Raw genomic sequence first — 22,660 nt, forward strand, 5'->3', positions numbered from 1 at the left:
TCCAAAAAGTTAAAGATATTTAATACCCCGATTTACTTCTTGTATTGAATGGAGTAAATGTCGTGTCTGCGGTCTTTCAGCTGGCGGACGGTTCCACTTTGGCGTTGGCGGCGAAGGATTTCTAAGTCGACGTCGCCGATCATCACCATTTCAAGGTTTGGATCTGTTTCGCCAACGATTCCGTCACGGGCGAATTCGAAATCTGATGGTGCAAAGATGCCTGACTGTGCGTATTGAATGTCCATATTTTCCGTATCAGGCAGGTTGCCGACTGTTCCTGAAATGACCGTGTAGATCTGATTTTCCACGGCACGTGCCTGTGAACAGTATCTTACGCGCAGGTAGCCCTGGCGATCCTCTGTACAGAATGGTGTGAAGATGATTTTCGCGCCCATGTCCGTTGCGATACGGGCTAGCTCCGGGAATTCGATGTCATAACAGATCTGGATGGCGATTTTACCGCAGTCTGTATCAAATACGCGTACGGTATCACCAGGACTGATTCCCCACCATTTGCGTTCATTTGGCGTGATGTGCAGCTTGTACTGCTTTTCAATCGTTCCATCACGTCTGAACAGGTAAGCGATGTTGTAGATCTCATCGTCATCCTCTTTCACAAAGTGAGAGCCTCCGATAATGTTGACGTTATAGCGCACCGCAAGATCTGTAAAGAGTTCGATGTATTCCTCTGTGTATTCCGTCAGTTTTCTGACAGCCATGCTCGGGGATTTTTCATTCAGGAATGACATGAGCTGTGTTGTAAAGATTTCAGGGAATACCACGAAATCAGAATGTGCGTCTGAGGCAACATCCGTAAAGTACTCAACCTGATTGGCAAAATCGGTAAATGAATCGATTTGACGCATCATGTACTGAACAACACAGATTCGTACCGGATGACTCGTTTTGAAATGGCGCTTTGATTTCGGACGGTAGTCCACATTGTTCCATTCCATTAAAGTTGCATATTTATTGGACTGCTTATCATCCGGAAGATAATTCGGATTGATTCGCATCAGTGTAAATCCATTGATTAACTGAAACGAAAGCACAGGATCATAAATTTTGTGCATTTGAACAGAATCCACATATTCACGCGGAGACATTTCGCCTGCGTATTTATGGTAGTTCGGGATCCGGCCGCCGATAATGATACTCTTCAGATTATATTCACGTGCAAGTTCGCGTCTTGCCTCATACAATCTGTGACCAACCTTCATCCGTCTGTAATCCGGATGCACCATGACTTCAATGCCATAAAGGTTATAGCCGTCAGGATTATGGTTCGTAATATATCCTTCGTCTGTTACATCGTCCCACGTATGGCGATCGTCATATTCATCAAAGTTAATGATCAGGCTTGAGCATGAACCGATAATGTCTCCATCCAGCTCAGCAACAAGCTGTCCGTCCGGGAACATGTCCAGATGACTCTCGAGGTGCTCCACCTTCCACGGGGTCATGCCGGGAAAACAAAGCTTCTGCATGTTGATAATATTTTCTATGTCTGAATGATTCATCTTACGAATAATCATTTTTTTCTCAAATTGAGAGAGATCCAGTTTCTCTGACATACGCTTCACTCCTCCATAAAAAAGTCTCACACTTTATTATAAACGGAATCGCCATTTAAGAAAAATATTGAGCTGATTCCTGCCAAAGTTTAGACAAATAAACAGATAATAATTTCGTTTCCCGTAAACCCTGCTTGTTTTATTTCCCATGAACTTTTACAATTTTGATAGTATAGAATTGAATTAATGAGGAAACGGGGCATTACTTATGACCAAAAAAATTGAAAATCTCCTCTTTCTCGCCTGGGCTGCATCGTTTACAGCGACAGCCGGATCTCTGTACTTTTCAGAAATCAGAGATTTTGACCCTTGTGAGATGTGCTGGTATCAACGGATTTTCATGTATCCAATCGTGATTGTGCTCGGAGCAGCGATCATCAGAAAAGATCCAAAAGCCGCATTGTATTCAGCTTTGCTATCCGGTATCGGGGGATCCATTTCTCTTTACCATTACGGCATTCAAAAGCTGGATTTCCTGTCTGAGAGTGCTCCTGCTTGCGGAGTTGTGTCATGTACGGGACAATATATAAATTGGCTCGGCTTTATCACAATCCCATTTCTGGCGCTGACTGCATTCATCATTATTTTTATTACAAGTATTGTTATTCTCAAGCAATCGAAAGGAGCTCCAACTAAATGAAAAAAATATTAATTTTCGGAGGAATTATCGTCCTCATTTTCGCAGCTATTGTTATTATTACGAATATGCAAAATGCATCTAAACTTGAAAACAACCCATACGGCACAGACGATCTCGACCAGGCAACCATTGATATTCTTGATGACGAAAACTATCAGAATCAAATCCTGCCTGATGAACTAGATGAGCAGATTTCAAGCGGAGAACCTACAACAGTTTATTTCTTCAGCCCGACCTGCCAGTTCTGTATCGAAACAACACCAATGCTTGCGCCATTGGCAGAAGAAATGGATGTTGACATGGTTCAGCTGAACCTTCTTGAATTCAGTGAAGAAGGGGCAAAATACGGTATTCAGTCTACACCAACGCTGATTCATTTTGAAGACGGACAGCCTGTTGACGGCATCGTCGGAGCTGCATCTGAAGAAGAATACCGCTCATTTTTTGAACGTAACGTAACTGGATCCTAATCCTCATCCATCAGAGAAGCCGTAATGGCTTCTTTTTTTATCGGGTAATTGTCTGAGAAAAAAGACCGGAAGCCCCTTTATTTAAAAAAACGGGTCGGACTCATCCTACGCTTTCCGCGGCCGCGCGGTGAGCCAGCTAATGCTTCGCATTACGCTGTCTCACCTGTCGCTTCACTGCCGCAGGAGTCTTCGGATGAGTCCAACCCTCTTTTTGTTTTCGAAGTCGTACGTTTTTACTTGTAGGAATATGAAAAACTAGAAATTCTTAAGGAGTATAAAGCACCTCAAATAAAAGGTTTTAAAAGTGAAAATGGTTTAAAGGATTTAATTACTCAAAAGAGGAGGATGAATTCCGGAATGAGGGACAAGGATTCGAAAATATTACAAAGCGAATGGATTATGCTCAGCAAAACTTTCAGCTACTTGTATAGGGCTCTTTACTTAACTCTCTTTTTACATTTAAGAATCAACAAGACTTTTCTTTTACAAAAGGCCCGGAAGCCCCCGTAGACTCCTGAGGCGGAGAAGGGACAGGTGAAACCGACTGTGCGAAGCGCAGGCGGGTTCACCGCCCGGCCTAGGAAAGCGAATGGGGCTTCCGGGCCGGTTTTGTAATACATTCTTGCCATCCAAAACATTTTATGTGAAAGTATCGTTATGACCATATCGGAGGAGGACAACTGATGGGATTTTCGCTTACAGTCACGGAAAAATGGAGCGGATTGACGCTTGAGGCTGTTTTACGTGACGAGCTGGCTTTCAGCAAAAAAACCATTCACCAGTGGCGAATGGAAAAAGGAATACACATTAATGGCGAACTCACGCCTTGGAAAAACACGCTAAGCGAAGGAGATATCCTGACATTTGCGCTGGATGATCCCGCTCCCTCCTACCCGCCTTCTCAAATGGATATTGACGTGTTATTTCAGGACGATCACCTGATCATCGTGAACAAGCCTTCACAGACCGATACGCATCCTAATGAACCTGGTCAGAATAACACACTTGTAAACGCCGTTGTTCATTATGAGCTGCAAAGTGGACGAACCGGTTACATCCAGCCGATTCACCGCCTCGATCGCGATACGACCGGTGCGATTCTTTTCGCTAAGCATAGTGCGATTAAGCCTTTACTTGATCAGATGCTTGAAAAAAGGGACATTCGGAGAACATATACGGCGATCGTTCAGGGAGAAGTAAAAATCGCAAAAGGGACAATCAATCAACCTATCGGAAAAGACCGCCACCACGCTACACGCCGGAGGATATCCCCTGGAGGACAAAAGGCAGTCACCCACTACAAAAAAATCCGATATGATGCGGCATCTAACACGACCATTTTGTCATTAACACTTGATACCGGTCGGACGCACCAGATCCGGGTTCACTTATCATCAATCGGACACCCGATTGTCGGTGATACGCTTTACGGGGCCAAAAAGGCCGGTCATTCTTATCAGGCATTACATGCTTCCAGTCTGTCATTTGTTCATCCGTTTACAGGTGAACTTGTAGATGTGGACGCACCTGAACCATTGAAACGCCGATTATAAAAAAGAGAGTCCGTCAATATGACGAGCTCTCTTTTCTACTTATCCGTTATGTCCGGCTTTGACCCATTCAGCAACCTGAACAGTCCGTTTAGCCTGGTATTTTACGCCATCTTCCACATTTTCTTTCATGTTCCCGTCCTGATCCACCGTGACACTCGTTCCGTAAGGATTCCCTCCGGAAGCAAACGTAACAGGATCAGAATAACCAGGAGCCGCAATGATCGCACCCCAGTGCATCATTGTCGTATATAAATTAAGGATGGTGGCTTCCTGTCCACCGTGAGGATTTTGTGCCGAACTCATGCCACTGACAACTTTATTGACAAGCTTCCCGTTAAACCAGAGTCCACCGGTTGTATCAATAAAACTCTTCATCTGGGCAGGCATCGTACCGTAACGTGTCGGAATACTGAAAATGTAGGCATCTGCCCATTCAAGGTCATTTAATGTAACCGTTGGAACATCTTTTGTTTGCTCGTAGTGCTCTTTCCATGCAGGATTTGATGCAATGGCCTGCTGTGGTGCAGTCTCTTCAACTTTCAATACCTTTACCTCTGCGCCTGCTTCCTTTGCGGCTTCCTCTGCCCATTTTGCCAGCTGATAGTTCGTCCCGGTTGAGCTGTAATAAATAATTGCCAGTTTAACATTCGACATCAAATCGCTCCTTTAAATGTTGTATTTAAAAAATCCTGCCTTATTCAATATCCCCTCAAATTGCAAAATTAAACATATCTCGAATTCAAAACAACTGTATCAAATATCAAAAACAATCATAGGATTAATGTTACAATGTTCAAATGTAAAGGAGGAATACGATGAGTTTATTAATTATCAGTGGGAGCTCCCGTGAAAACGGCAATGCCGAATATTTAGCGAAAGAAGCTGTCGCGTCTTACAAGGGTGAGGTCAAATGGATACGCCTGCGTGAACATGCCATTCAGCAAATTACAGACCAGAGACATGACGAAAATGGATTTGAGCACGTCGATGATGATCATACAGCGATTGTAGAAGAGATGATCAAAGCAGATGAAATTTTATTTGCCACTCCACTATACTGGTATGGCATGAGCGGTCATATGAAAACCTTCATTGATCGCTGGTCCCAGGCACTGCGCAATGACAGCCTGAATTTCAAAGAAAGCATGTCCGGCAAACCTTCCTACGTCATCACATGCGGCGGTGATCAGGTCCAGTTGAAAGCTCTTCCGCTCATCCTGCAATTCCGACACATTTTCGAATTTATGGGGATGGACTTTAAAAAATACTTCATCGGAGAAGCCAGAAAACCTGGAGATGCGGCAAATAATGCTGAACAATTAAAGAAAGTGGCTGACTTTTTTATTTAAGAAAAGTCTTACTTTAAATAAGCTTGATCCAATTTTTCCTTTCTTTAAATGAGTCAGGTAGCAGACTACAATAGGGCCGGGGCGCATCCGAAGACTCCTACGGCAGAGGAGCGACAGGTGAGACAGCGTATTGCGTAGCAATAGCTGGCTCACCGCGCGGCCGTTGAAAAGCGGAGGCGACTCGCCCAGCCCCGACAAGCATAAGGCGAAAATGAAAAGAGGGTTGCCCTTTACCCTCGTTCATTTTTGACTTATGACCTCGAGGGGCTAGTCGCCGCAGCTAGACAAAGGAAAGCGAAGGATGCGTCCCGGCCCGGTTTTAAACAAGAACAGGGCCGAAGACAAAATAAAACGTCTCCAGTTTTTATTAAACAATTCAGCACATTAATCCGAGCAAGTTGGTTGACATAAAGATCCTCCTATACTATCATGTTGACTGTTATTGATAACTAAAAGTAACCAACTATATAAACACTCAACAACAGGAGGATTTTACACATGTCAGTTTCAACTTTAGAAAAAAACGTATTAGATGTAATCAAAGAACGCCGTGCGACAAAGCAATACGACCCTGAAGCAGAAATCTCACGCGAAGAGTTGATGGAACTGCTACAGGTGATGGGTGAGGCACCTTCAGCCTGGAACCTTCAGCACTGGAGCTTCATGGCTTTCCATAATAAAGAGTCACAGGAAAAGCTTTTACCAATCGCTTATAATCAGCAGCAAATCACAGAGGCATCTGCAGTGGTAGCAATCCTTGGAGACCTTCGTGCAAATGAGAATGTAGACGCAGTTTTCGATCCTGCTGTTGAAGAAGGTGCAATGTCAGCAGAAATCAAACAGGCGCTGAACGGACAAATCCAGGGCGCATACGAAAACGAGCAATTCGCACGTGATGCTGCCTTTACAAACGCTTCACTTGCCGCAATGCAGTTTATGATTGCAGCAAAAGCAAAAGGCTGGGACACTTGCCCAATCGGCGGATTTAACGCTGCCCAGTTTGTTGAGGAATTTGAGGTTTCTGACCGCTACGTACCGGTTATGCTGATTACGGTCGGAAAAGGCTCAAAAGAAGCACGCAAATCAGGCCGTTTAAACATCGAAGATTTAGTTTCATTCGTATAATGATGTAAGAGCCCGGGATCATTCCGGGCTCTTTTTTAATGGTATTTGACAACTATTTCAGGTTAATAGACAACCTTTTGCGGTTATTGAACAACTTTCCTCACTTATTTAACAACTCTTCCCCAAAAAAAATCTCAAAAAAGAGGAACCACCAGGTGATCCCTCCATTTCTAATTATTTATTCACCCGCTCCCGCACTGACACGAGGTCCAGTGCGAAGTCGCGGATCAGCTTTGGCAGCACACCGAATGTGTACGGCTTATACACGCGTTCTGTCCACTTATGTCCATCGCGTCCGTAAACGCCTATGTTAATGGACGGGATATTGAGCTCGCGGATCAGGTCAATTGGAACAGGATACAGCTCTTTCATCCTCGGGATGTTTTTCTGCAGTACGTCAACGGCTTCCTCTGATTCATGCAGAGACAGAAAACTGCCGTCTGCTAAATATGGGAAAAACCGCTTAGTGGTAAACACTTCACCAGTCGCAGCAGAAGTTTCCTTTAACCGGAATTCCAGCTTTTCGATAATTTCCGATCCGAATTGATTCTTCTCACTTAAGTAATTGTGAGGAAGAAACGGCGGTGCGAAAAAGAGAAGAACTCTTGGCTTTTTCTCGGGATCAAGCTGCTGAAGTGCTTCAGCAAGAGCAAAGGCGGCTTCCCGCTTATCACGGCCTTTATAATGTTCAACAACCTTATCGAGTTTACTTTTCACATCGATCCCCTGACGAATTAACTCATCCTCCAGTTCACCAAACGTGCAGACTTCCACAGAAAAATCCCATTCACTTGGCGGAAAACCATGTTTTTTTCTGAAGTCGTGATATTTTCTGCTGCTTTCAACTGCCAGTTTCTTAACCGCATCTTCAGTGATGCCGCGTAACTTTTCAATGACATCCTCCGCTGTTTTTTCAAACACAAAGTAGTTGAAATAAAGGTGAGCACTGATCGCCGTCTGAACATTATAGTCCTTTTTATCATCCTTAAAATGAAGACAGGCAGGCGGCAGCACATATTCCCCTTCAAGGTCCTCGGCAAGATCCGTATTCTGATTAATCCTTCTGTTCAGCTCCGCACCGATCAGCGTCGGATCAACAGACGTCAGAACATCCCCTACATGAGCCTCACGCCCGTATATATAAAAGCAGGGAAGCACTTTCCCGGCAGCTCCTGTGTAAATATATTTGGTCGTATCCCCATCGTACATCGGAGCGATGAAATCATTGTTTACAGCCGCCACAAACTCAAGGCCCTCCTGCTTCATCCGGTGTAATTCCTCAAGTGCCGCAAGCATTCCCGCATGCTCACTCTCCTCATCCGGATTAAAAAGGAAAAGCATCGTGCCGTCAGGTTCTTCCGGGCTGTCAGATAACTCAAGCAGATTCACTAAATGAACCGCTGCCCCGCTCTGCATATCAAGTGAGCCGCGTCCAAACAGCCAGTCACCTGAACGTGCCTCTTCCTGCACCCTGAGATCCCCTTTATGATTTTTAAAAAATGCCTGCAGCTGATCCGGATCATGCGCAATCTCCTGCAAAGAACCAAAATCGTCCGTTCCCACAGTATCAATATGACTGTGAAATAAAACAGACCTCGTCCCCTTACCCTTTAAACGCGCCCAGACATTTTTTCGCCCAAGCGGATCATGTTTGATCTCCTGAATCCAGACTTCCTCCGGATGTTCCTTAAAATATGGAAAAGAGGCGATGATATCATAAATCGCTTCCGCTTTAATCCGTTCATTTCTCGTACCTGTATAACTTTTTAAAGATACTAAATATCTAGTAAGCGTTTCGGCCTGCATTTCCGGTGTTAAATCCTGAAGCTTTTCATACATGACAAGCACTCCCAACCAGTCTTTTTCTTCATCTTAACGAATCGTCTGAAGATTGAAAAGAGAATGTCCGCTCATTTTGGAAATTAATTTTAAAAAAAGGGTTGTGTTCAGACCTATAAACGAATATTATATTCTTTGTGGTTTTTAAACGTTCGTATTTCTACACCAAATTTATTTAAAACCGGGACGTACCCATCCTACGCTTTCCGCGGCCGCGCGGTGAGCCAACTGTGCTGCGCACATTTGTCTCACCTGTCGCTTCACTGCCGCAGGAGTCTTCGGATGGGTACGCCCCTCTGATTATGTCACTTAACAAGTAATATCTCTAAACTGGATTCTCAGCTGATTAATTTCACACAAAATATTGTCCATAGTTTGTCTGTATATTTTCTCATGAACATCTGTTCAGAGGACTGGAAGCCTGGCGGAAAGGGACAGGTGAAACCGGCTAAAGCTCAGGCAGGTTCACCGCCCGGCCATAGAAAAGCGAAGGAGGGCGCATAGGGACGTACAAACTGGACTGGCCCCGACGGAGATAAAGGAAACACAGTGAACGAAGTGAGCTGATGTTGACTTATCGGACGAGGGGACGGAAAGTTTGCTAGTCCCTGCCCGATACAGCTAGACAAAGGAAAGCGAAGGGGGCTTCCAGTCCGGCTTTTTTGAAAATAACTAGGATCAGGTCGGTCCGGTTTTCAAAAATAAATTATTTAACAAAATACATAAAGGAATGATTATATGTTTCGTTTTCATTTGAAGGAAAATAACACGACGGTTAAGACGGAGGTTTTGGCTGGTTTTACGACGTTTATGACGATGGTGTATATCGTGGTTGTGAACCCGATTATTTTATCGAGCGCCGGAGTTCCGTTTGATCAGGTGTTTTTGGCAACCATTATCGCAACCGTGATCGGAACACTGTGGATGGCGCTGTTTGCCAACTATCCGATTGCGATTGCGCCAGGGATGGGGCTGAATGCGTATTTTGCTTTTTCAGTAGTTGGTACGAATACGGCGATTACTTATGAAGTCGCTTTTGCCGCTGTTTTTGTATCAGGGATTCTCTTTACGATTTTATCGCTGACACCATTCAGAAAGAAATTAATTGAAGCGATTCCTGAAAACCTGAAGCATGGGATTACGGCTGGTATTGGATTGTTTATTGCATTTATCGGAATGCGAATGACAGGGATTATTGTGGCTCATCCTGACAATCTTGTTGCGCTTGGCGACCTGCATTCGATGCCTGTGATTCTGGCTTTCAGCGGGCTTGCGATTACGCTTATTCTGATGGCGCTGAATGTAAATGGTGCTTTATTTATCGGGATGGTGTTAACCGGAACGATTGCTTATTTTACGAATCAGCTGACGTTTGATGGGATTGTCGCGATCCCGGGGCTTCCTGAGGGAATTATTGTGGCTAATCCGATCGCTGCTTTTGGGGATGTCATTCAGTATGGGCTGTATGCAGTTGTTTTCTCTTTTCTCCTTGTTACTATTTTTGATACGACAGGGACGATGATCGGTGTTGCCCAGCAGGCGGGACTGATGAAGGGGAAATCGCTGCCCCGTGCGCGTCAGGCGCTGTTAGCGGATTCTGTTGCAGCAACGGCTGGAGCGATGGTTGGAACGAGTCCAACCTCTGCCTACATTGAGTCTTCTTCAGGTGTTGCTGCCGGCGGCCGTACCGGATTAACAACTGTTACAGTTGCTGTACTATTTATCATCGCTGCTTTCTTTGGCCCGCTCGTTGGTGCTGTTTCCGGGGTTTCAGCGATTACAGCTCCTGCATTGATTATTGTTGGAAGTTTAATGATGGGAAGCATCTCGCAGATTAAATGGGGAGAAATTGATGAAGCTTTTCCGGCTTTCCTCATTATCCTGAGCATGCCGTTAACGTCTAGTATTGCAACTGGTATTGCACTAGGGTTTATCTCTTACCCAATATTAAAAGTGGTAAAAGGTAAGTGGAGAGAAGTCCACTTCCTTGTATACCTGTTTGCTGTGTTATTTGCCTATCAGCTTGTGTTCTTACCACATTAATCATGATAAGAAAATGGACCGTACAAATTCTTCTTTTTAAGAAGCTCTGTACGGTCCATATTTTAATGTAAAAATGATCATCCACCTCACCCGGAATACCTTCAGTCCTTACTTTTCTTTTTGCTTTAAGAAAAACTTCAGTGCATCCAGCACGTCTGTTTTTTTCCGTAAAATCGTATGCCGGATCCTGTCGTGCTCTGTTTTTTTATAGACAGACATTAAAGAGGATTGTCTCTGGTACTGACTTACTTCCCCGTAGCCGAATAAGTTACAGTGCTCGGCCAGTTCCTGTATGACAGGCAGACATCTCTCATTATCCGATGTTAAATTATCACCGTCTGAAAAATGGAACGCATATACGTTGTACCGGTTGATCGGATATTCCTTTTTGATCATATCAAGCGCTTTTTTATAAGCAGAAGAACAGATTGTACCCCCGCTCTCCCCTTTAGAGAAAAACGTTTCCTGATCCACTTCTTTCGCTTCTGTATGATGGGCAATGAATCTCATTTCAACGTGAGCATATTTCCCTTTCAAAAAACGGACAAGCCAGAAGAAAAAGCTGCGTGCCACATATTTCTCGAACGCGCCCATTGAACCGCTTGTATCCATCAGAGCAAGGACCACGGCTTTAGATTCGTGTGTAATGGAATCGTTCCAGGTTTTATATCTGATATCTTCAGGCAAAATGGGATGGAAGCCTGCTTTCCCTGCCATCGCGTTACGCTTAAAAGCGGTCACCATCGTTTTCTTTTTATGAATGTTTCCGACGAGTCCTTTTGGTCTGATATCGTTAAACTGGATGCCGTCACTGATTTCCTCAGATTCTTCCTTACGTTCAAAATCAGGCAGCTCAAGCTCTGCAAAAAGAGCCGTTTCGATTTCTTCTATGGAGACCTCAGTTTCTACATAGTCTTCCCCTGGCTGATCTCCCGCTTCCTGTGCGCCTGGTTCGTCTTTTTTTCCACGTGCGATGACATCTCCTACCTGGCTATCTCCATTTCCCTGGCCAATATGTTTCTTTTTGCCGTAATCATATCGGATTTTGTATTCATCAAGTGATCTCACTGGAATTTTTACAATTTGTTTGCCGTTCGAAAGAATGACATTTTCCTCTGTAATTAATTCGGGCAGCCGATTTTTGATCGCGTCCTGTACTTTATCCTGGTGTCTTTTTTGATCCTCTTCCCCTTGCTGATGAAGAGACCAGTCCTCCTGTGAAACGATGCCTGCTGAATCGGAATATTCCATCGTGCGGACACTCCCCCTTCTTCCGCTCTTTTTTTAGTGTATGAAGAGTCGGGAAAGAAATTGCAGGAAATGTGAATGTTATCGAAATAAAAAGTCCCAGTTCCTTTCTTTCAGCAAGCGGTCAAACAAAAAAATCCGCTGGGGTGCGGATTTTTTCAGCTCTTTTCCAGAGCGGTCGAGCGTGATGCATCGATGAGAAGAATGATGGAGGTAACAAGGTGCATGATAAATCCGACAAATGGAATAATGCCGATAATACTCGTCACAATGCCAAAAATACTACCTGTTTTCGAAGTGAATTCTCTCATAGCAAAGATCAGTGTCACGATATGAAGGGCAAGCATGATCCAAAGCGGTGTCCATGCTGTAAAAGCGATAATTGAACCACCCAGTACAGGAATCGCCCAGAAGGCCTCTAGCCCGCCTGTGATCCATTTTAAAACAGTGGATATTCTCAACGTCATCAGCGTCCTTTCCTTTATTCATGGTATAGACTGACGGCCGATTTATCAAACCTTACTACTTATACGAGTTTTCATTAAAAAAGTTTCACTAAATGTGCTCAGACCGAAAAAAATGATCAGCTGCTGTGCTGATCATTTTTTGTCATCGTATTGAATCGGATCCGATAAACGTTGACTGACCTTTAATTCACCGCCTGAACGAATCTTTTCCATCTGCTTGCCAAGGAGAATGAGTTCTTCCATATTGTTGGCCATGCTTCCATTGAACGGTTCAAGCTCTTTGAAATAATCTCTTCCCGGCATACGATCACGCTCCCGTTTTGTTTTTATTGTAACACTTTCTGAAAATTCAGTCAAAAGTCGTAGAAAAAGTACGCGTTTATAGTATGCACGATGTTCGTGAATGTGAAACGTACCATTTGATGTAAACATCTAATGAACATTGTGCAATGTTTTACGAACGAAACGAAAAAACGGAGAGCACCCACATGCGTGCTCCCCGTCTTCATTAACGTTATTCATGTTCATCCTGCTTCGTTCCGGATTCCCTGTTTTTCAGCTGTTTAGCCGTTCTCATTTTATCCATCTGCTTGCCAAGCTGATCCATTTCCTCGAGATCTGATGCCATCGAGCTGTTTTCAGGTACTTCCTGTTTCATCTCTTCTTTTTTACGATCTGTCATGAATCTCACCTCAAAGTGATTTTACCCTGAGGAGCTTTTCATAAACGTCAGCGGTTCAGCAGACTTCCGACATAGCGCAGCAGGTCATTGGCACTGACTGTATTATAGCCATACTCATCAATCAACCTGGCGATGACTTCATTCATTTTCTTCAATTGCTGTTCATCCGGCGTTTTGGACGACGTTGTAATTTTCACAACATCCTTCAGATCAGAAAACAGCTTTTTCTGAATCGCTTCCTTCAGTCGGCTGTGAGACTGATAATCAAACCGCTTCCCTTTTCTGGCAAATGCAGATATACGGATCAGTATTTCTTCACGGAACGCTTTTTTAGCATTTTCAGAAATGCCGATCTGCTCCTCAATCGATCGCATGAGCCGCTCATCAGGTGTCATTTCCTCACCTGTCAGCGGATCACGTAATTTCGTTTTATGACAATAAGCCTCGACATTATCAAGATAATTATCCATTAACGTCTTGGCTGATTCCTCATATGAATAAACGAAGGCTTTCTGCACTTCTTTTTTCGCCATCTCATCAAATTCTTTACGCGCGAGTGAAATGCAGGTTAAGTAGTGCTCCTTCAAATCCTTCGAAATGGAGGCATGCTGTCCGAGTCCTTCTTTAAGTGAGCGAAGAACATCAAGTGCGTTGATGGATTCCATTTCCTTTCGGATGATGGTAGAGGAAATCCGGTTAATCACATAACGCGGATCCACACCGCTCATTCCTTCATCCGGGAATTCCTTATGAAGCTCTTCAAGATCAGCATCTCCCAAGCCTTCTACAGAATCGCCGTCATACAGCTTCATTTTTTTAATCAGATCAATATCTTTGCGGTTTGGCTCCTTCAATCTTGTGAGAATTGTAAATACAGCAGCCGTCCTCAGCGTGTGGGGAGCAATGTGTACATCTGATACATCGCTTTCTGAGATCAGCTTTTCATAAATTTTCTCTTCCTCTGACACCTTCAGATTATACGGAACCTTCATAATGATCATCCGGGAATGTAACGCTTCATTTTTCTTATTAGCGATAAAGGAACGGTACTCCGTTTCATTTGTGTGGGCTACAATCATCTCATCAGCTGAAATCAGCGCGAATCGTCCGGCCTTAAAATTCCCTTCCTGAGTAAGTGATAACAGGTGCCACAGGAACTTTTCATCACATTTCAGCATTTCCTGAAATTCCATCATCCCTCTGTTCGCTTTGTTAAGCTCCCCATCAAAACGGTAAGCCCTTGGATCTGATTCAGACCCGAATTCAGCGATCGTTGAAAAATCAAGGCTTCCGGTTAAATCAGCAATATCCTGGGATTTTGGATCTGACGGGCTGAAGGTACCGATCCCGACCCGTTTATCCTCAGAGAAAAACACTCTCTCCACCGGCACCTGATCGATTTGACCATTGTACTCTTTTTCGAGTTTCATCATATTTAACGGAGAAAGATTTCCTTCGATTCTGATGCCATATTCCTGAAAAAAATCCTCCCGCAATGCTTCAGGAATCAGATGCAGAGGGTCCTCATGCATGGGACAGCCTTTAATGGCATACACTGCTCCCCGCTCTGTACGGGTATAGGCTTCAAGCCCTCTTTTCAGCATCGTCACAAGCGTCGATTTCCCTCCACTCACCGGCCCCATCAGCAATAAGATCCGCTTTTTCACATCAAGACGTCTTGCTGCAGGGTGAAAATACTCTTCAACCAGCTTTTCAAGCGGTTCCTCTAGCCCAAATAACCTTTCTTTGAAAAACTGATAATATTTCTTCCCGTTGACGGTTTCTACGCCTGCGTCCTGAATCATGTTGTAGATGCGCGCATGTGCGGATTGAGCGACCCAGGGCTTTTTTTCGAGAAGCTTCAAGTACTCTCCGAAGGTTCCTTCCCACTTCAAGGCAGATTCTTTATGTTGGTAATCCGTTACTTTTCTTAGCATATCCATTGGTACTCCCCCTCTTAACCGTCCTCTATAACACGGTATGCAAAAGGGAAGCGGATCATGTGCTTTTTCAGCCTGCCTGAACAATTGCTGTCTTTAGTTCAATCAGGGATGATTCCATCTCTTTAATCTTTCCGGTTTCCTTCGTAATATTATCCTGATAGTCCTGCATCTGTCTCATCGCTTCCTCATTTTCAGAAACGAGACTTTCAACAGTCGATGAAATGGCGTTAAATTCAGCCTTCAGCTGCACAGAATCATTTCTCGCAGACTCTATTTCACTGTCGCTCTGCTGAACACCCTTGATAATTTCAGTAAAGTGATGATTCATATCACTGATTTTACTGATATTTTTATTAATCTCCTCCGCTTTTTGCCTGCTATCAAAAGCGGCACTCTCTGTTTTTAAGACAATTTCATTTACCGATTGATCAATGGACCTCGTTGCTTCACCAACACTCGAAGCCAGCTTTTTCACTTCATCTGCCACCACTGCAAAACCCTTACCATGCTCTCCCGCTCTTGCCGCTTCTATGGATGCATTAAGTGCTAATAAGTTTGTCTGTTCAGCTACTTCTGAAATGACCTGAGACATTTTTTTAGTGGAAAGAATCTCTTCTTTTAACTGATTAAAATAATGATCCGTTGTTTTCACGTACGATTCAATTTCTTCCACTGTTCCCGCTGTTTCATCAGCAAGCTTTATGCCTTCCCTTGAATAACGGTCAATCGAAGAAAAGGACTGTTTAACGTCCTGCATTTTATCCGCTGTTTTATCTACTTTTCCACTAATCATATGTATGATCGCTGCAATCTCCTGATAAGAGGATAACTGTTTTCCGGATCTGGAATAGATCAAACCGAATTTTCCTGTATTATCCGTCATATTTGTTGTGATGGAACCGATGGAATGGCTGACTGAATCTGATGTCGCTGCAACCTGCTCCTGCTGGGAAGCTTTCATCTGGTGATTGAGCTCGATCTGGTCAAATAATTTATCCATTTGCCCCGCTAGATACCCAAGCTCATTTTTCGATTTGGACTGAATTCTCGCCTTCATGTCCCCCTGCTGAAATTTCTTTGTCGTTTCAATCATTTTCTGAATTGGACGTAACATCATACTGCGGATCGTCAGACCGATTAAAACCGTTGCAACAATGACATTCATAAAGTTATTCAGCCAAATACCAATCACACCGAGCTCAATCCCTGTCGACTGAATTGCCTGGATAATAAAACTTGAAATGGTTGTATTAAACAAAAGCACCGCAATCAGAACAGCAAGAAATCGAAACGTTAAACGATTCAGCATTTTCATATTCAAACACACTCCTTTTTTCCTAGTTCTATAGGACTTATATACACGTGGGTTTATCTGTTTAAACATTTTTTCAGCAATCCATTTGAATTTTAACAATCATGCGCTGTTTATGATAAAGTGATGACAGTTTCAAGTTAATCGCAAATTAACTGCCTTTCCTTTATTCACAATGCGGCTGTTGTCGGGTATACTTACTAGTAGTGATCAATTTGAACGCTTACAGGGAGGTTATATTCATGGGTACAGTACTTATTTTAGGTATTTGTGTAGCATTTCTTGCTGCTATTTTCTCTGCTGGCTATAACGATAAGCCGGGCTCTCATAAGGAATAATAAAAAGACCGTACAAGCGTACGGTCTTTTTATTATTTCCGGGCAAACTTTTTCTTTTCCACGAAATCCTTCATATACATTCTGCTCTTACGGCTGAGCATACCGGCCATTTGCTCCGTCCATTTATCCGAACGTTTCCCTTCCGTCCGCTGATGATAATAGCTTGAAATCACATCGTTATACTCCTCCAGCTCACTACGGACCGCTTCCTCATCGGACTGATACGTATTTTCATGGTAAACCGTTTTAAATGGATACCTCGGCTTAACAGCCGTTTCCTGATCAGGCACACCCACTGTCAGACCAAATAGGGGAATGACATGTTCTGGTGTCCCGAGAAGCTCACTCACTTCATCCAGATGATTCCGGATGCCGCCAATATAACAAATACCCAGCCCCATTGATTCAGCCGCCACAGAAGCATTTTGCGCAGCCAGTGATGCATCAATGACAGCCACCATAAACTTCTCCATAGATTCCAGCGAATCATTGACATCAGCACCGTCCCACTGTCCAATCAGAGAGTGACGGTATAAGTCAGCACAAAATACAAAGAAGTGACCTGTCTCTGCCACATAGCTTTGGCCACCTGCCAGCGCCGCAAGTTTCTCTCTTTTTTCCTGATCCGTCACTCCAATAATGCTGTAGGCCTGAATAAAGCTTGAGGTGGAAGCACTCTGAGCAGCCTTCACAATCACCTCAATCTGCTCCGCTGTCAAAGCTTCGTCTTTAAACTTTCTCACTGAGCGGTGCTCAAGCATCATTTTAATTGTTTCATTCATACATCCATCGCAACCTTTCATTCATGTCTACTGATAAGTGTACAAAAATTGAGAAAACGATGCGAATCATTCAGCTCGGACGAATGGCTATATCATTATAAAAAATACAGCTGTCCCGTTTTTTGGGACAGCTTTCAATAGAGTCTTGATTATAGAAACCGTGCCGGAGACATCCTCCGCTCCGTGGCCGGGCGGTGAACCCGCCTGCGCTTCGCACAGTCGGTTTCACCTGTCCCTTTCCGCCACAGGAGTCTCCGGATGTCTCCGGCACTTTTTATATTTGTGTAATCGATCTTTTTTCCAATTCGTTAATTTGAAGTCCCACCAAAATTTTACATATTATAAAAACCTGACTCTTGATATGAGTCAGGTTACTCTTAAATGTTATCCAAGTCCAGGATAGCCCTGCTGCCTTAAAGCTTCATAAACAAGAATGGCTGCTGTGTTGGAAAGATTCAATGAACGCACGTGACCATTCATTGGAATGCGCAATGCGCGGTCCTTGTTATTTTCAATGACATCGTCGGGCAGCCCGGATGTTTCGCGGCCAAAGATAAAATAAAAGTCCTGATCTGTGTTTGAGTAATCAAACGTGGAATGAGGCTGCGTTCCGTACTTCGTTAAATAGAAGTACTCCCCGCCTTCACTCGACTTATAAAAATCATCAAGCGAATCATGATAATGAAGATCAACATGTTCCCAATAATCAAGACCTGCCCGTTTCAGCATTTTATCATCCGTTGAAAAACCCAATGGACGAATTAAATGAAGTGCCGTTCCTGTCGCAGCACATGTTCTTGCGATATTTCCTGTGTTTGCCGGTATTTCCGGCTGAAATAATACAACGTGTAAACCCAATCTATTTCACCTCAACGATTTCTATCAGTACAATCTTTCTTATTCTATCATGAAATATGAAAAAAATAATAGCGGATATTCGGGGTATAGGCTGCTGAATCCCGATATGCCCAATTCCGCATCCGGCTGTCATTCGTGTGGGCGTTTACCAGGGGAGTGCCGTTTGAAATGGCAGTGATCATCGTTGTATGATCCACTCTGCCATCTCCGCTGAAGTCATAACAGATCACATCGCCTAATTCAAGCTGACTGACATCTGATACCTGTGTTGCGATTGACGGGAGAAACCAGCGCATTGAGTGGGCAACTGCCCAGCTGAAACTCCAGCTGCCGTTCATCATCCACCACCCGGAAGCCCGGTTTGGATATCCTCTCATTTGTATGCCACCAGCTAACAAGCACTGTGATATAAAATTTGTACAGTCTACTTCAAATGAAGGGAACGCAGGATTTCTCCCGTTCCACCACTTTTCAGCATACTCAATTGCCTTAGCCCTGTTATACAGCCTGATCACACCTTTCAGGATTCTTTCGTCAAAAGCTGTAATCCTTTTTCAATTTCATTTAAGACGTCCAGATCTTTTTCAACTGCTTTTTGCTTCAGCAGCGCTTCTTCTGCTTCCACACCACCGATTTTCCCGGCTGCCCAGGCTGCTGTGCCTCTCATGACCGGGCGTACATCTTCCTTCAGCACGGTCAAAATCGCCGGTAGTGCTGACTTTTCCTTAAAATGAGCCAGCGCAATCAGCGCATTTCTCTGAATCGGTTTTTTTCCTCGCCATGAACCTGACATGTGACCATATTTTTCTTTAAAGTCACGATTACTGATCGTCAGGAGTGGTTCCAGCAATGGCTTTGCAAGCTCCGGCTCCGGCTCAAATTCCTCATGCAGATGAAGATCTATGCCCTTATTTTTCGGACAAACGGTCTGACATGTATCACATCCATACAGCCTATTCCCGATTTTGGCCCGGTATTCGTCCGGTAAAAACCCTTTTGTCTGTGTTAAAAATGCAATACATTTTTTCGAATCAAGCTGCCCCCCTTGAACGAGTGCACCCGTTGGACAGACATCAACACATAAATTACAGCTCCCACACTGATCCTCCATCGGCTGATCAGGCGTAAACGGCAGATTCGTGATCATTTCGCCCAAATACACATATGAACCGAACTCGGGTGTGATAATCGAACAGTTCTTCGCACTCCATCCAATACCTGCCCTTTCAGCCACCGCTCTGTCCACAAGCTCCCCTGTATCGACCATTGATTTAAACCTGGCATGAGGCACTCTTTCCTTAATAAAGTGCTCAAGACGTTCCAGCCTGTCTCTCAGAACAGTGTGATAGTCTTCCCCCCATGAAGCCCTGGCAAAGATCCCTCTTCTCTCTCCTGCCTTACTGCGCGGTGCGTCTTTCATTTTGGAGGGATAAGCTAGCGCAATAGAGATAATAGAGCGCGGCTCAGACAGCAGCAGGGATGGATCCGTTCTCTTTTCCACATCCGGCTCCTCAAATCCTGACTGATATTCGAGTTCCTGCTGTCTGATCAGTCTGTTTTTCAATTCAGAAAAGTACCCTGCACTTGTAAAACCGATTTTATCGATTCCAAGAGACTCTGCATGATCAAGAATTTCCTGTTTCAACGCATCATAATTCATGCTAGCCCTCCTTCCCTTTCTTTCATGGTAAACTGTATATATTTCATCTAAGGAGCTGTCTGTTATGGAAAAATCCATTCATTCTTCAATTGGTGCACCATTTTCCTTTGGCATTATCAACTATCACAATATTGTTGTAAGTGAATCCCCTCAGATGTTAAAAGGGAGATTACAGCTGTTTCAGGAGTCTCTGTTTTTTGACTTACAGGATAAGCCTCCTTCAAGCTTCCCGGGCGTGGCAGAATGGCGTACGCTATTTAAGGATCATGGTAAAGATCCAAACCGCTATCGTCACAGCACAGAAGCGCTTTTAAAAAGAATCCAGAAGCAGAATTACCTGACCAGCATCAACTCAGCGATTGATCTTAATAATTTTTTCTCACTGCAATATGAGACGCCTATCGGGATTTACGATTCATCTAAAATCGAAGGTTCCATCGAATTACGGTTAGGCTCTGAAAACGAAATGTTCGAAGGACTGAACGGAAGAACCAACTCCGCACATAATCTTGTCGTTGCAGCAGATCAAAACGGCCCGTTCGGCAGCCCATTTGTTGATTCTGTTAAAACATCTGTTTCAGAAAAAACGACAGAAGCTCTTCAAATTGTTTATTTCCGTCCTTCTTTATCAGAAGAAAATAAAGAGAAGTTTCTTTCATCTCTTAAAGAAATGTTCATTCAGGTAAACGGAGGGTCTGCAACAACCCGGATTATCTCTTAAACATATTTATTTTAACATGGTGCCGCCTAAAATGAGCTGCACCATGTTTTTAGATAAAAGTGGCACATAAAAAAACGCAATGCTTCGTTTTAGTAACGAAACACTGCGTTGGTTATGTATGTTTGGAGCGGGTGATGAGAATCGAACTCACGACATCAGCTTGGAAGGCTGAGGTTTTACCACTAAACTACACCCGCAATATTATAGTAAGTACCGATGGCCGGGGTCGAACCGGCACTCCCGAAGGAACACGATTTTGAGTCGTGCGCGTCTGCCAATTCCGCCACATCGGCACGTTGGAAACTGTGCTTATCGTTTAAAAATGTAACATAATTGATTTTTTCATTCAAGTAGTAAATGGAGGCGGCAACCGGACTCGAACCGGTGGTAAAGGTTTTGCAGACCTCTGCCTTACCACTTGGCTATGCCGCCAAAAACAAATATGGAGCGGAAGACGAGATTCGAACTCGCGACCCCCACCTTGGCAAGGTGGTGTTCTACCACTGAACTACTCCCGCAAAGCTGGGCTAGCTGGATTCGAACCAACGCATGACGGAGTCAAAGTCCGTTGCCTTACCGCTTGGCTATAGCCCAATGTATATATGGGGCGACTGATGGGAATCGAACCCACGAATGCCGGAACCACAATCCGGTGCGTTAACCACTTCGCCACAATCGCCATTGTGAAAAATTAAATTTTAATTGGCAGGGGCAGTAGGAATCGAACCCACACCGGAGGTTTTGGAGACCTCTGTTCTACCGTTAAACTATGCCCCTGTGAAATGGTGGAGGGGGGCAGATTCGAACTGCCGAACCCGAAGGAGCGGATTTACAGTCCGCCGCGTTTAGCCACTTCGCTACCCCTCCATATATAAGTGAAACATGGTGCCGGCAAGAGGACTTGAACCCCCAACCTACTGATTACAAGTCAGTTGCTCTACCAGTTGAGCTACACCGGCTAAAATGGTGGCTTTGGACGGAATCGAACCGCCGACACATGGATTTTCAGTCCATTGCTCTACCAACTGAGCTACAAAGCCAGATAAGCATTTAATATCATACTATGTATAGAAATGTTTTTCAATACATGTGTTAAAAATGGCGGTCCCGACCGGGATCGAACCGGCGATCTCCTGCGTGACAGGCAGGCATGTTAACCGCTACACCACGGGACCAAAGGTAATTGCGGGGGCAGGATTTGAACCTGCGACCTTCGGGTTATGAGCCCGACGAGCTACCGAGCTGCTCCACCCCGCGACGATATAAAATTTAAATAATGGTGGAGAATGACGGGCTCGAACCGCCGACCCTCTGCTTGTAAGGCAGATGCTCTCCCAGCTGAGCTAATTCTCCGTGGGATAAAACAAAGTATGTAATGGTGACCCGTACGGGATTCGAACCCGTGTTACCGCCGTGAAAGGGCGGTGTCTTAACCACTTGACCAACGGGCCATTTAAAAAATGGCAATGGCGGAGAGCAAGGGATTCGAACCCTTGAGACAGCGGTAGCCGCCTACACGATTTCCAATCGTGCTCCTTCGACCTCTCGGACAGCTCTCCATGGCTCCACAGGTAGGACTCGAACCTACGACCGATCGGTTAACAGCCGATTGCTCTACCACTGAGCTACTGTGGAATAATAAGCCTAGCGACGTCCTACTCTCACAGGGGGAAACCCCCAACTACCATCGGCGCTGAAGAGCTTAACTTCCGTGTTCGGCATGGGAACGGGTGTGACCTCTTCGCTGTCATCACTAGACTTTATCACTTTGCAGCGACAAGATTTATTATACCACTTTGTGAAGGTGAATTCAACTCTTTTTTTAGAGGAAATTCGAACCCTCAAAACTGGATACAACATCAAACAACCGCAAGGTTCGAGAATCACCTAATTTGGTTAAGTCCTCGATCGATTAGTATTCGTCAGCTACACATGTCGCCATGCTTCCACCTCGAACCTATCTACCTGATCATCTTTCAGGGATCTTACCACTTGCGTGTGGGAAATCTCATCTTGAGGGGGGCTTCATGCTTAGATGCTTTCAGCACTTATCCCG

General features: G+C 44.3%; 19 protein-coding genes, 16 tRNA genes, 2 rRNA genes and 1 pseudogene. 7 read left to right on the forward strand and 31 right to left on the reverse strand.

Features of this window, described 5'->3' with window-relative positions:
* Nucleotides 1–32: 32 nt before the first annotated feature.
* Nucleotides 33–1,574 carry a bifunctional GNAT family N-acetyltransferase/carbon-nitrogen hydrolase family protein gene (locus H7968_RS09260; protein ID WP_227395854.1) on the reverse strand — a complete coding sequence of 514 codons (1,542 nt, stop codon included), beginning with the start codon at nucleotides 1,572–1,574 and terminating at the stop codon, nucleotides 33–35.
* 208 nt (nucleotides 1,575–1,782) lie between these two features.
* Here H7968_RS09260 and H7968_RS09265 point away from each other — a divergent pair, with 208 nt between their 5' ends.
* The 3 genes from H7968_RS09265 (at nucleotide 1,783) to H7968_RS09275 (ending at nucleotide 4,237) form a co-directional block, all read left to right on the forward strand.
* A complete protein-coding gene (locus H7968_RS09265; protein WP_227395855.1) occupies nucleotides 1,783–2,214 on the forward strand; it encodes a disulfide oxidoreductase in 432 nt (143 codons plus the stop codon).
* A complete protein-coding gene (locus H7968_RS09270) occupies nucleotides 2,211–2,684 on the forward strand; it encodes a thioredoxin family protein (protein ID WP_227395856.1) in 474 nt (157 codons plus the stop codon). The genes H7968_RS09265 and H7968_RS09270 overlap by 4 nt, the downstream gene beginning before the upstream one ends.
* Nucleotides 2,685–3,367: 683 nt before the next feature.
* Complete coding sequence (locus tag H7968_RS09275) at nucleotides 3,368–4,237, forward strand: RluA family pseudouridine synthase (protein WP_227395857.1); 870 nt, start codon at nucleotides 3,368–3,370, stop codon at nucleotides 4,235–4,237.
* Between the two features lie 39 nt (nucleotides 4,238–4,276).
* Here H7968_RS09275 and wrbA read toward each other — a convergent pair whose 3' ends face one another.
* Nucleotides 4,277–4,891 carry an NAD(P)H:quinone oxidoreductase gene (gene wrbA, locus H7968_RS09280; RefSeq protein WP_227395858.1) on the reverse strand — a complete coding sequence of 205 codons (615 nt, stop codon included), beginning with the start codon at nucleotides 4,889–4,891 and terminating at the stop codon, nucleotides 4,277–4,279.
* A gap of 161 nt (nucleotides 4,892–5,052) precedes the next feature.
* On the opposite strand from wrbA, the gene H7968_RS09285 reads away from it, so the two are divergent.
* Together H7968_RS09285 and H7968_RS09290 are read left to right on the forward strand one after the other, a co-directional pair.
* A complete protein-coding gene (locus H7968_RS09285; protein WP_227395859.1) occupies nucleotides 5,053–5,586 on the forward strand; it encodes a flavodoxin family protein in 534 nt (177 codons plus the stop codon).
* A 498-nt stretch (nucleotides 5,587–6,084) separates the two neighbouring features.
* The gene (locus H7968_RS09290; protein ID WP_227395860.1) at nucleotides 6,085–6,711 is read left to right on the forward strand and encodes a nitroreductase family protein; all 627 of its coding nucleotides are present in this window, start codon (nucleotides 6,085–6,087) and stop codon (nucleotides 6,709–6,711) included.
* Between the two features lie 174 nt (nucleotides 6,712–6,885).
* On the opposite strand, the gene H7968_RS09295 is transcribed toward H7968_RS09290, so the two are convergent.
* Complete coding sequence (locus H7968_RS09295; protein ID WP_227395861.1) at nucleotides 6,886–8,550, reverse strand: M20/M25/M40 family metallo-hydrolase; 1,665 nt, start codon at nucleotides 8,548–8,550, stop codon at nucleotides 6,886–6,888.
* A 738-nt stretch (nucleotides 8,551–9,288) separates the two neighbouring features.
* Between H7968_RS09295 and H7968_RS09300 the strand changes: the two genes are divergently transcribed.
* Entirely contained in the window at nucleotides 9,289–10,593 is a 1,305-nt protein-coding gene (locus tag H7968_RS09300) for an NCS2 family permease (RefSeq protein WP_227395862.1), read from the forward strand.
* Nucleotides 10,594–10,701: 108 nt separating this feature from the next.
* Here the strand turns inward: H7968_RS09300 and yhbH are convergent, their stop codons facing one another.
* The 10 genes and pseudogenes from yhbH to queG form a co-directional block, all read right to left on the reverse strand.
* The gene (gene yhbH, locus H7968_RS09305) at nucleotides 10,702–11,844 is read right to left on the reverse strand and encodes a sporulation protein YhbH (RefSeq protein ID WP_227395863.1); all 1,143 of its coding nucleotides are present in this window, start codon (nucleotides 11,842–11,844) and stop codon (nucleotides 10,702–10,704) included.
* 155 nt (nucleotides 11,845–11,999) lie between these two features.
* On the reverse strand, nucleotides 12,000–12,308 hold the full coding sequence (locus H7968_RS09310) for a hypothetical protein (protein ID WP_134376933.1): 309 nt from the start codon (nucleotides 12,306–12,308) through the stop codon (nucleotides 12,000–12,002).
* A 132-nt stretch (nucleotides 12,309–12,440) separates the two neighbouring features.
* Nucleotides 12,441–12,611, reverse strand: coding sequence for a hypothetical protein (locus tag H7968_RS09315; RefSeq protein WP_134376957.1), 171 nt, complete (start codon nucleotides 12,609–12,611; stop codon nucleotides 12,441–12,443).
* A gap of 211 nt (nucleotides 12,612–12,822) precedes the next feature.
* Nucleotides 12,823–12,990, reverse strand: coding sequence for a hypothetical protein (locus tag H7968_RS09320; protein ID WP_166805926.1), 168 nt, complete (start codon nucleotides 12,988–12,990; stop codon nucleotides 12,823–12,825).
* Nucleotides 12,991–13,037: 47 nt separating this feature from the next.
* Nucleotides 13,038–14,933, reverse strand: a complete 1,896-nt coding sequence (locus H7968_RS09325; protein WP_227395864.1) for a PrkA family serine protein kinase — start codon at nucleotides 14,931–14,933, stop codon at nucleotides 13,038–13,040.
* A gap of 67 nt (nucleotides 14,934–15,000) precedes the next feature.
* Nucleotides 15,001–16,248, reverse strand: a complete 1,248-nt coding sequence (locus tag H7968_RS09330) for a methyl-accepting chemotaxis protein (RefSeq protein WP_227395865.1) — start codon at nucleotides 16,246–16,248, stop codon at nucleotides 15,001–15,003.
* Nucleotides 16,249–16,615: 367 nt separating this feature from the next.
* A complete protein-coding gene (gene nfsA / locus H7968_RS09335; RefSeq protein WP_227395866.1) occupies nucleotides 16,616–17,365 on the reverse strand; it encodes an oxygen-insensitive NADPH nitroreductase in 750 nt (249 codons plus the stop codon).
* A 384-nt stretch (nucleotides 17,366–17,749) separates the two neighbouring features.
* Nucleotides 17,750–18,223 (reverse strand): tRNA (uridine(34)/cytosine(34)/5-carboxymethylaminomethyluridine(34)-2'-O)-methyltransferase TrmL, encoded by a 474-nt coding sequence (trmL, locus tag H7968_RS09340; protein WP_227395867.1) that lies wholly within the window; start codon nucleotides 18,221–18,223, stop codon nucleotides 17,750–17,752.
* 47 nt (nucleotides 18,224–18,270) lie between these two features.
* Nucleotides 18,271–18,726, reverse strand: a pseudogene (locus H7968_RS09345) (amidase domain-containing protein); the annotation flags it as partial.
* A 17-nt stretch (nucleotides 18,727–18,743) separates the two neighbouring features.
* A complete protein-coding gene (gene queG, locus H7968_RS09350; RefSeq protein ID WP_227395868.1) occupies nucleotides 18,744–19,883 on the reverse strand; it encodes a tRNA epoxyqueuosine(34) reductase QueG in 1,140 nt (379 codons plus the stop codon).
* A gap of 64 nt (nucleotides 19,884–19,947) precedes the next feature.
* On the opposite strand from queG, the gene H7968_RS09355 reads away from it, so the two are divergent.
* Complete coding sequence (locus H7968_RS09355; RefSeq protein ID WP_227395869.1) at nucleotides 19,948–20,604, forward strand: B3/B4 domain-containing protein; 657 nt, start codon at nucleotides 19,948–19,950, stop codon at nucleotides 20,602–20,604.
* Nucleotides 20,605–20,727: 123 nt separating this feature from the next.
* On the opposite strand, the gene H7968_RS09360 is transcribed toward H7968_RS09355, so the two are convergent.
* The 18 genes from H7968_RS09360 to H7968_RS09445 form a co-directional block, all read right to left on the reverse strand.
* Nucleotides 20,728–20,801, reverse strand: a tRNA-Gly gene (locus H7968_RS09360).
* 14 nt (nucleotides 20,802–20,815) lie between these two features.
* Nucleotides 20,816–20,897: transfer RNA gene (locus tag H7968_RS09365), tRNA-Leu, on the reverse strand.
* Between the two features lie 65 nt (nucleotides 20,898–20,962).
* Nucleotides 20,963–21,036 (reverse strand) — tRNA-Cys (locus tag H7968_RS09370).
* Between the two features lie 11 nt (nucleotides 21,037–21,047).
* Nucleotides 21,048–21,122 (reverse strand) — tRNA-Gly (locus H7968_RS09375).
* Between the two features lie 4 nt (nucleotides 21,123–21,126).
* A tRNA-Gln gene (locus H7968_RS09380) sits at nucleotides 21,127–21,198 on the reverse strand.
* A gap of 9 nt (nucleotides 21,199–21,207) precedes the next feature.
* Nucleotides 21,208–21,283: transfer RNA gene (locus H7968_RS09385), tRNA-His, on the reverse strand.
* Nucleotides 21,284–21,307: 24 nt separating this feature from the next.
* Nucleotides 21,308–21,381, reverse strand: a tRNA-Trp gene (locus H7968_RS09390).
* A 6-nt stretch (nucleotides 21,382–21,387) separates the two neighbouring features.
* Nucleotides 21,388–21,471 (reverse strand) — tRNA-Tyr (locus tag H7968_RS09395).
* Between the two features lie 16 nt (nucleotides 21,472–21,487).
* Nucleotides 21,488–21,563 (reverse strand) — tRNA-Thr (locus tag H7968_RS09400).
* 5 nt (nucleotides 21,564–21,568) lie between these two features.
* Nucleotides 21,569–21,644: transfer RNA gene (locus H7968_RS09405), tRNA-Phe, on the reverse strand.
* Nucleotides 21,645–21,703: 59 nt separating this feature from the next.
* Nucleotides 21,704–21,779 (reverse strand) — tRNA-Asp (locus H7968_RS09410).
* An 8-nt stretch (nucleotides 21,780–21,787) separates the two neighbouring features.
* Nucleotides 21,788–21,861, reverse strand: a tRNA-Met gene (locus H7968_RS09415).
* Nucleotides 21,862–21,881: 20 nt separating this feature from the next.
* Nucleotides 21,882–21,957 (reverse strand) — tRNA-Val (locus tag H7968_RS09420).
* A 23-nt stretch (nucleotides 21,958–21,980) separates the two neighbouring features.
* Nucleotides 21,981–22,055, reverse strand: a tRNA-Glu gene (locus tag H7968_RS09425).
* A gap of 16 nt (nucleotides 22,056–22,071) precedes the next feature.
* Nucleotides 22,072–22,163, reverse strand: a tRNA-Ser gene (locus tag H7968_RS09430).
* 1 nt (nucleotide 22,164) lies between these two features.
* Nucleotides 22,165–22,239: transfer RNA gene (locus tag H7968_RS09435), tRNA-Asn, on the reverse strand.
* A gap of 7 nt (nucleotides 22,240–22,246) precedes the next feature.
* A 5S ribosomal RNA gene (rrf, locus tag H7968_RS09440) occupies nucleotides 22,247–22,362 on the reverse strand.
* 134 nt (nucleotides 22,363–22,496) lie between these two features.
* A 23S ribosomal RNA gene (locus H7968_RS09445) occupies nucleotides 22,497–22,660 on the reverse strand; the annotation flags it as partial.

Source organism: Jeotgalibacillus aurantiacus (assembly GCF_020595125.1).
Classification (GTDB): Bacteria; Bacillota; Bacilli; order Bacillales; family Jeotgalibacillaceae; genus Jeotgalibacillus; species Jeotgalibacillus aurantiacus.

Coding starts and splice junctions, on each gene's coding strand:
- H7968_RS09300 (WP_227395862.1), top strand. CDS start 9,289: ATGTTTCGTTTTCATTTGAAGGAAAATAACACGACGGTTAAGACGGAG.
- H7968_RS09285 (WP_227395859.1), top strand. CDS start 5,053: ATGAGTTTATTAATTATCAGTGGGAGCTCCCGTGAAAACGGCAATGCC.
- H7968_RS09315 (WP_134376957.1), bottom strand. CDS start 12,611: ATGCCGGGAAGAGATTATTTCAAAGAGCTTGAACCGTTCAATGGAAGC.
- H7968_RS09265 (WP_227395855.1), top strand. CDS start 1,783: ATGACCAAAAAAATTGAAAATCTCCTCTTTCTCGCCTGGGCTGCATCG.
- H7968_RS09275 (WP_227395857.1), top strand. CDS start 3,368: ATGGGATTTTCGCTTACAGTCACGGAAAAATGGAGCGGATTGACGCTT.
- H7968_RS09330 (WP_227395865.1), bottom strand. CDS start 16,248: ATGAAAATGCTGAATCGTTTAACGTTTCGATTTCTTGCTGTTCTGATT.
- yhbH (WP_227395863.1), bottom strand. CDS start 11,844: ATGGAATATTCCGATTCAGCAGGCATCGTTTCACAGGAGGACTGGTCT.
- H7968_RS09320 (WP_166805926.1), bottom strand. CDS start 12,990: ATGACAGATCGTAAAAAAGAAGAGATGAAACAGGAAGTACCTGAAAAC.
- H7968_RS09295 (WP_227395861.1), bottom strand. CDS start 8,550: ATGTATGAAAAGCTTCAGGATTTAACACCGGAAATGCAGGCCGAAACG.
- wrbA (WP_227395858.1), bottom strand. CDS start 4,891: ATGTCGAATGTTAAACTGGCAATTATTTATTACAGCTCAACCGGGACG.
- nfsA (WP_227395866.1), bottom strand. CDS start 17,365: ATGAATGAAACAATTAAAATGATGCTTGAGCACCGCTCAGTGAGAAAG.
- H7968_RS09325 (WP_227395864.1), bottom strand. CDS start 14,933: ATGGATATGCTAAGAAAAGTAACGGATTACCAACATAAAGAATCTGCC.
- H7968_RS09260 (WP_227395854.1), bottom strand. CDS start 1,574: ATGTCAGAGAAACTGGATCTCTCTCAATTTGAGAAAAAAATGATTATT.
- H7968_RS09290 (WP_227395860.1), top strand. CDS start 6,085: ATGTCAGTTTCAACTTTAGAAAAAAACGTATTAGATGTAATCAAAGAA.
- queG (WP_227395868.1), bottom strand. CDS start 19,883: ATGAATTATGATGCGTTGAAACAGGAAATTCTTGATCATGCAGAGTCT.
- H7968_RS09270 (WP_227395856.1), top strand. CDS start 2,211: ATGAAAAAAATATTAATTTTCGGAGGAATTATCGTCCTCATTTTCGCA.
- H7968_RS09310 (WP_134376933.1), bottom strand. CDS start 12,308: ATGACGTTGAGAATATCCACTGTTTTAAAATGGATCACAGGCGGGCTA.
- H7968_RS09355 (WP_227395869.1), top strand. CDS start 19,948: ATGGAAAAATCCATTCATTCTTCAATTGGTGCACCATTTTCCTTTGGC.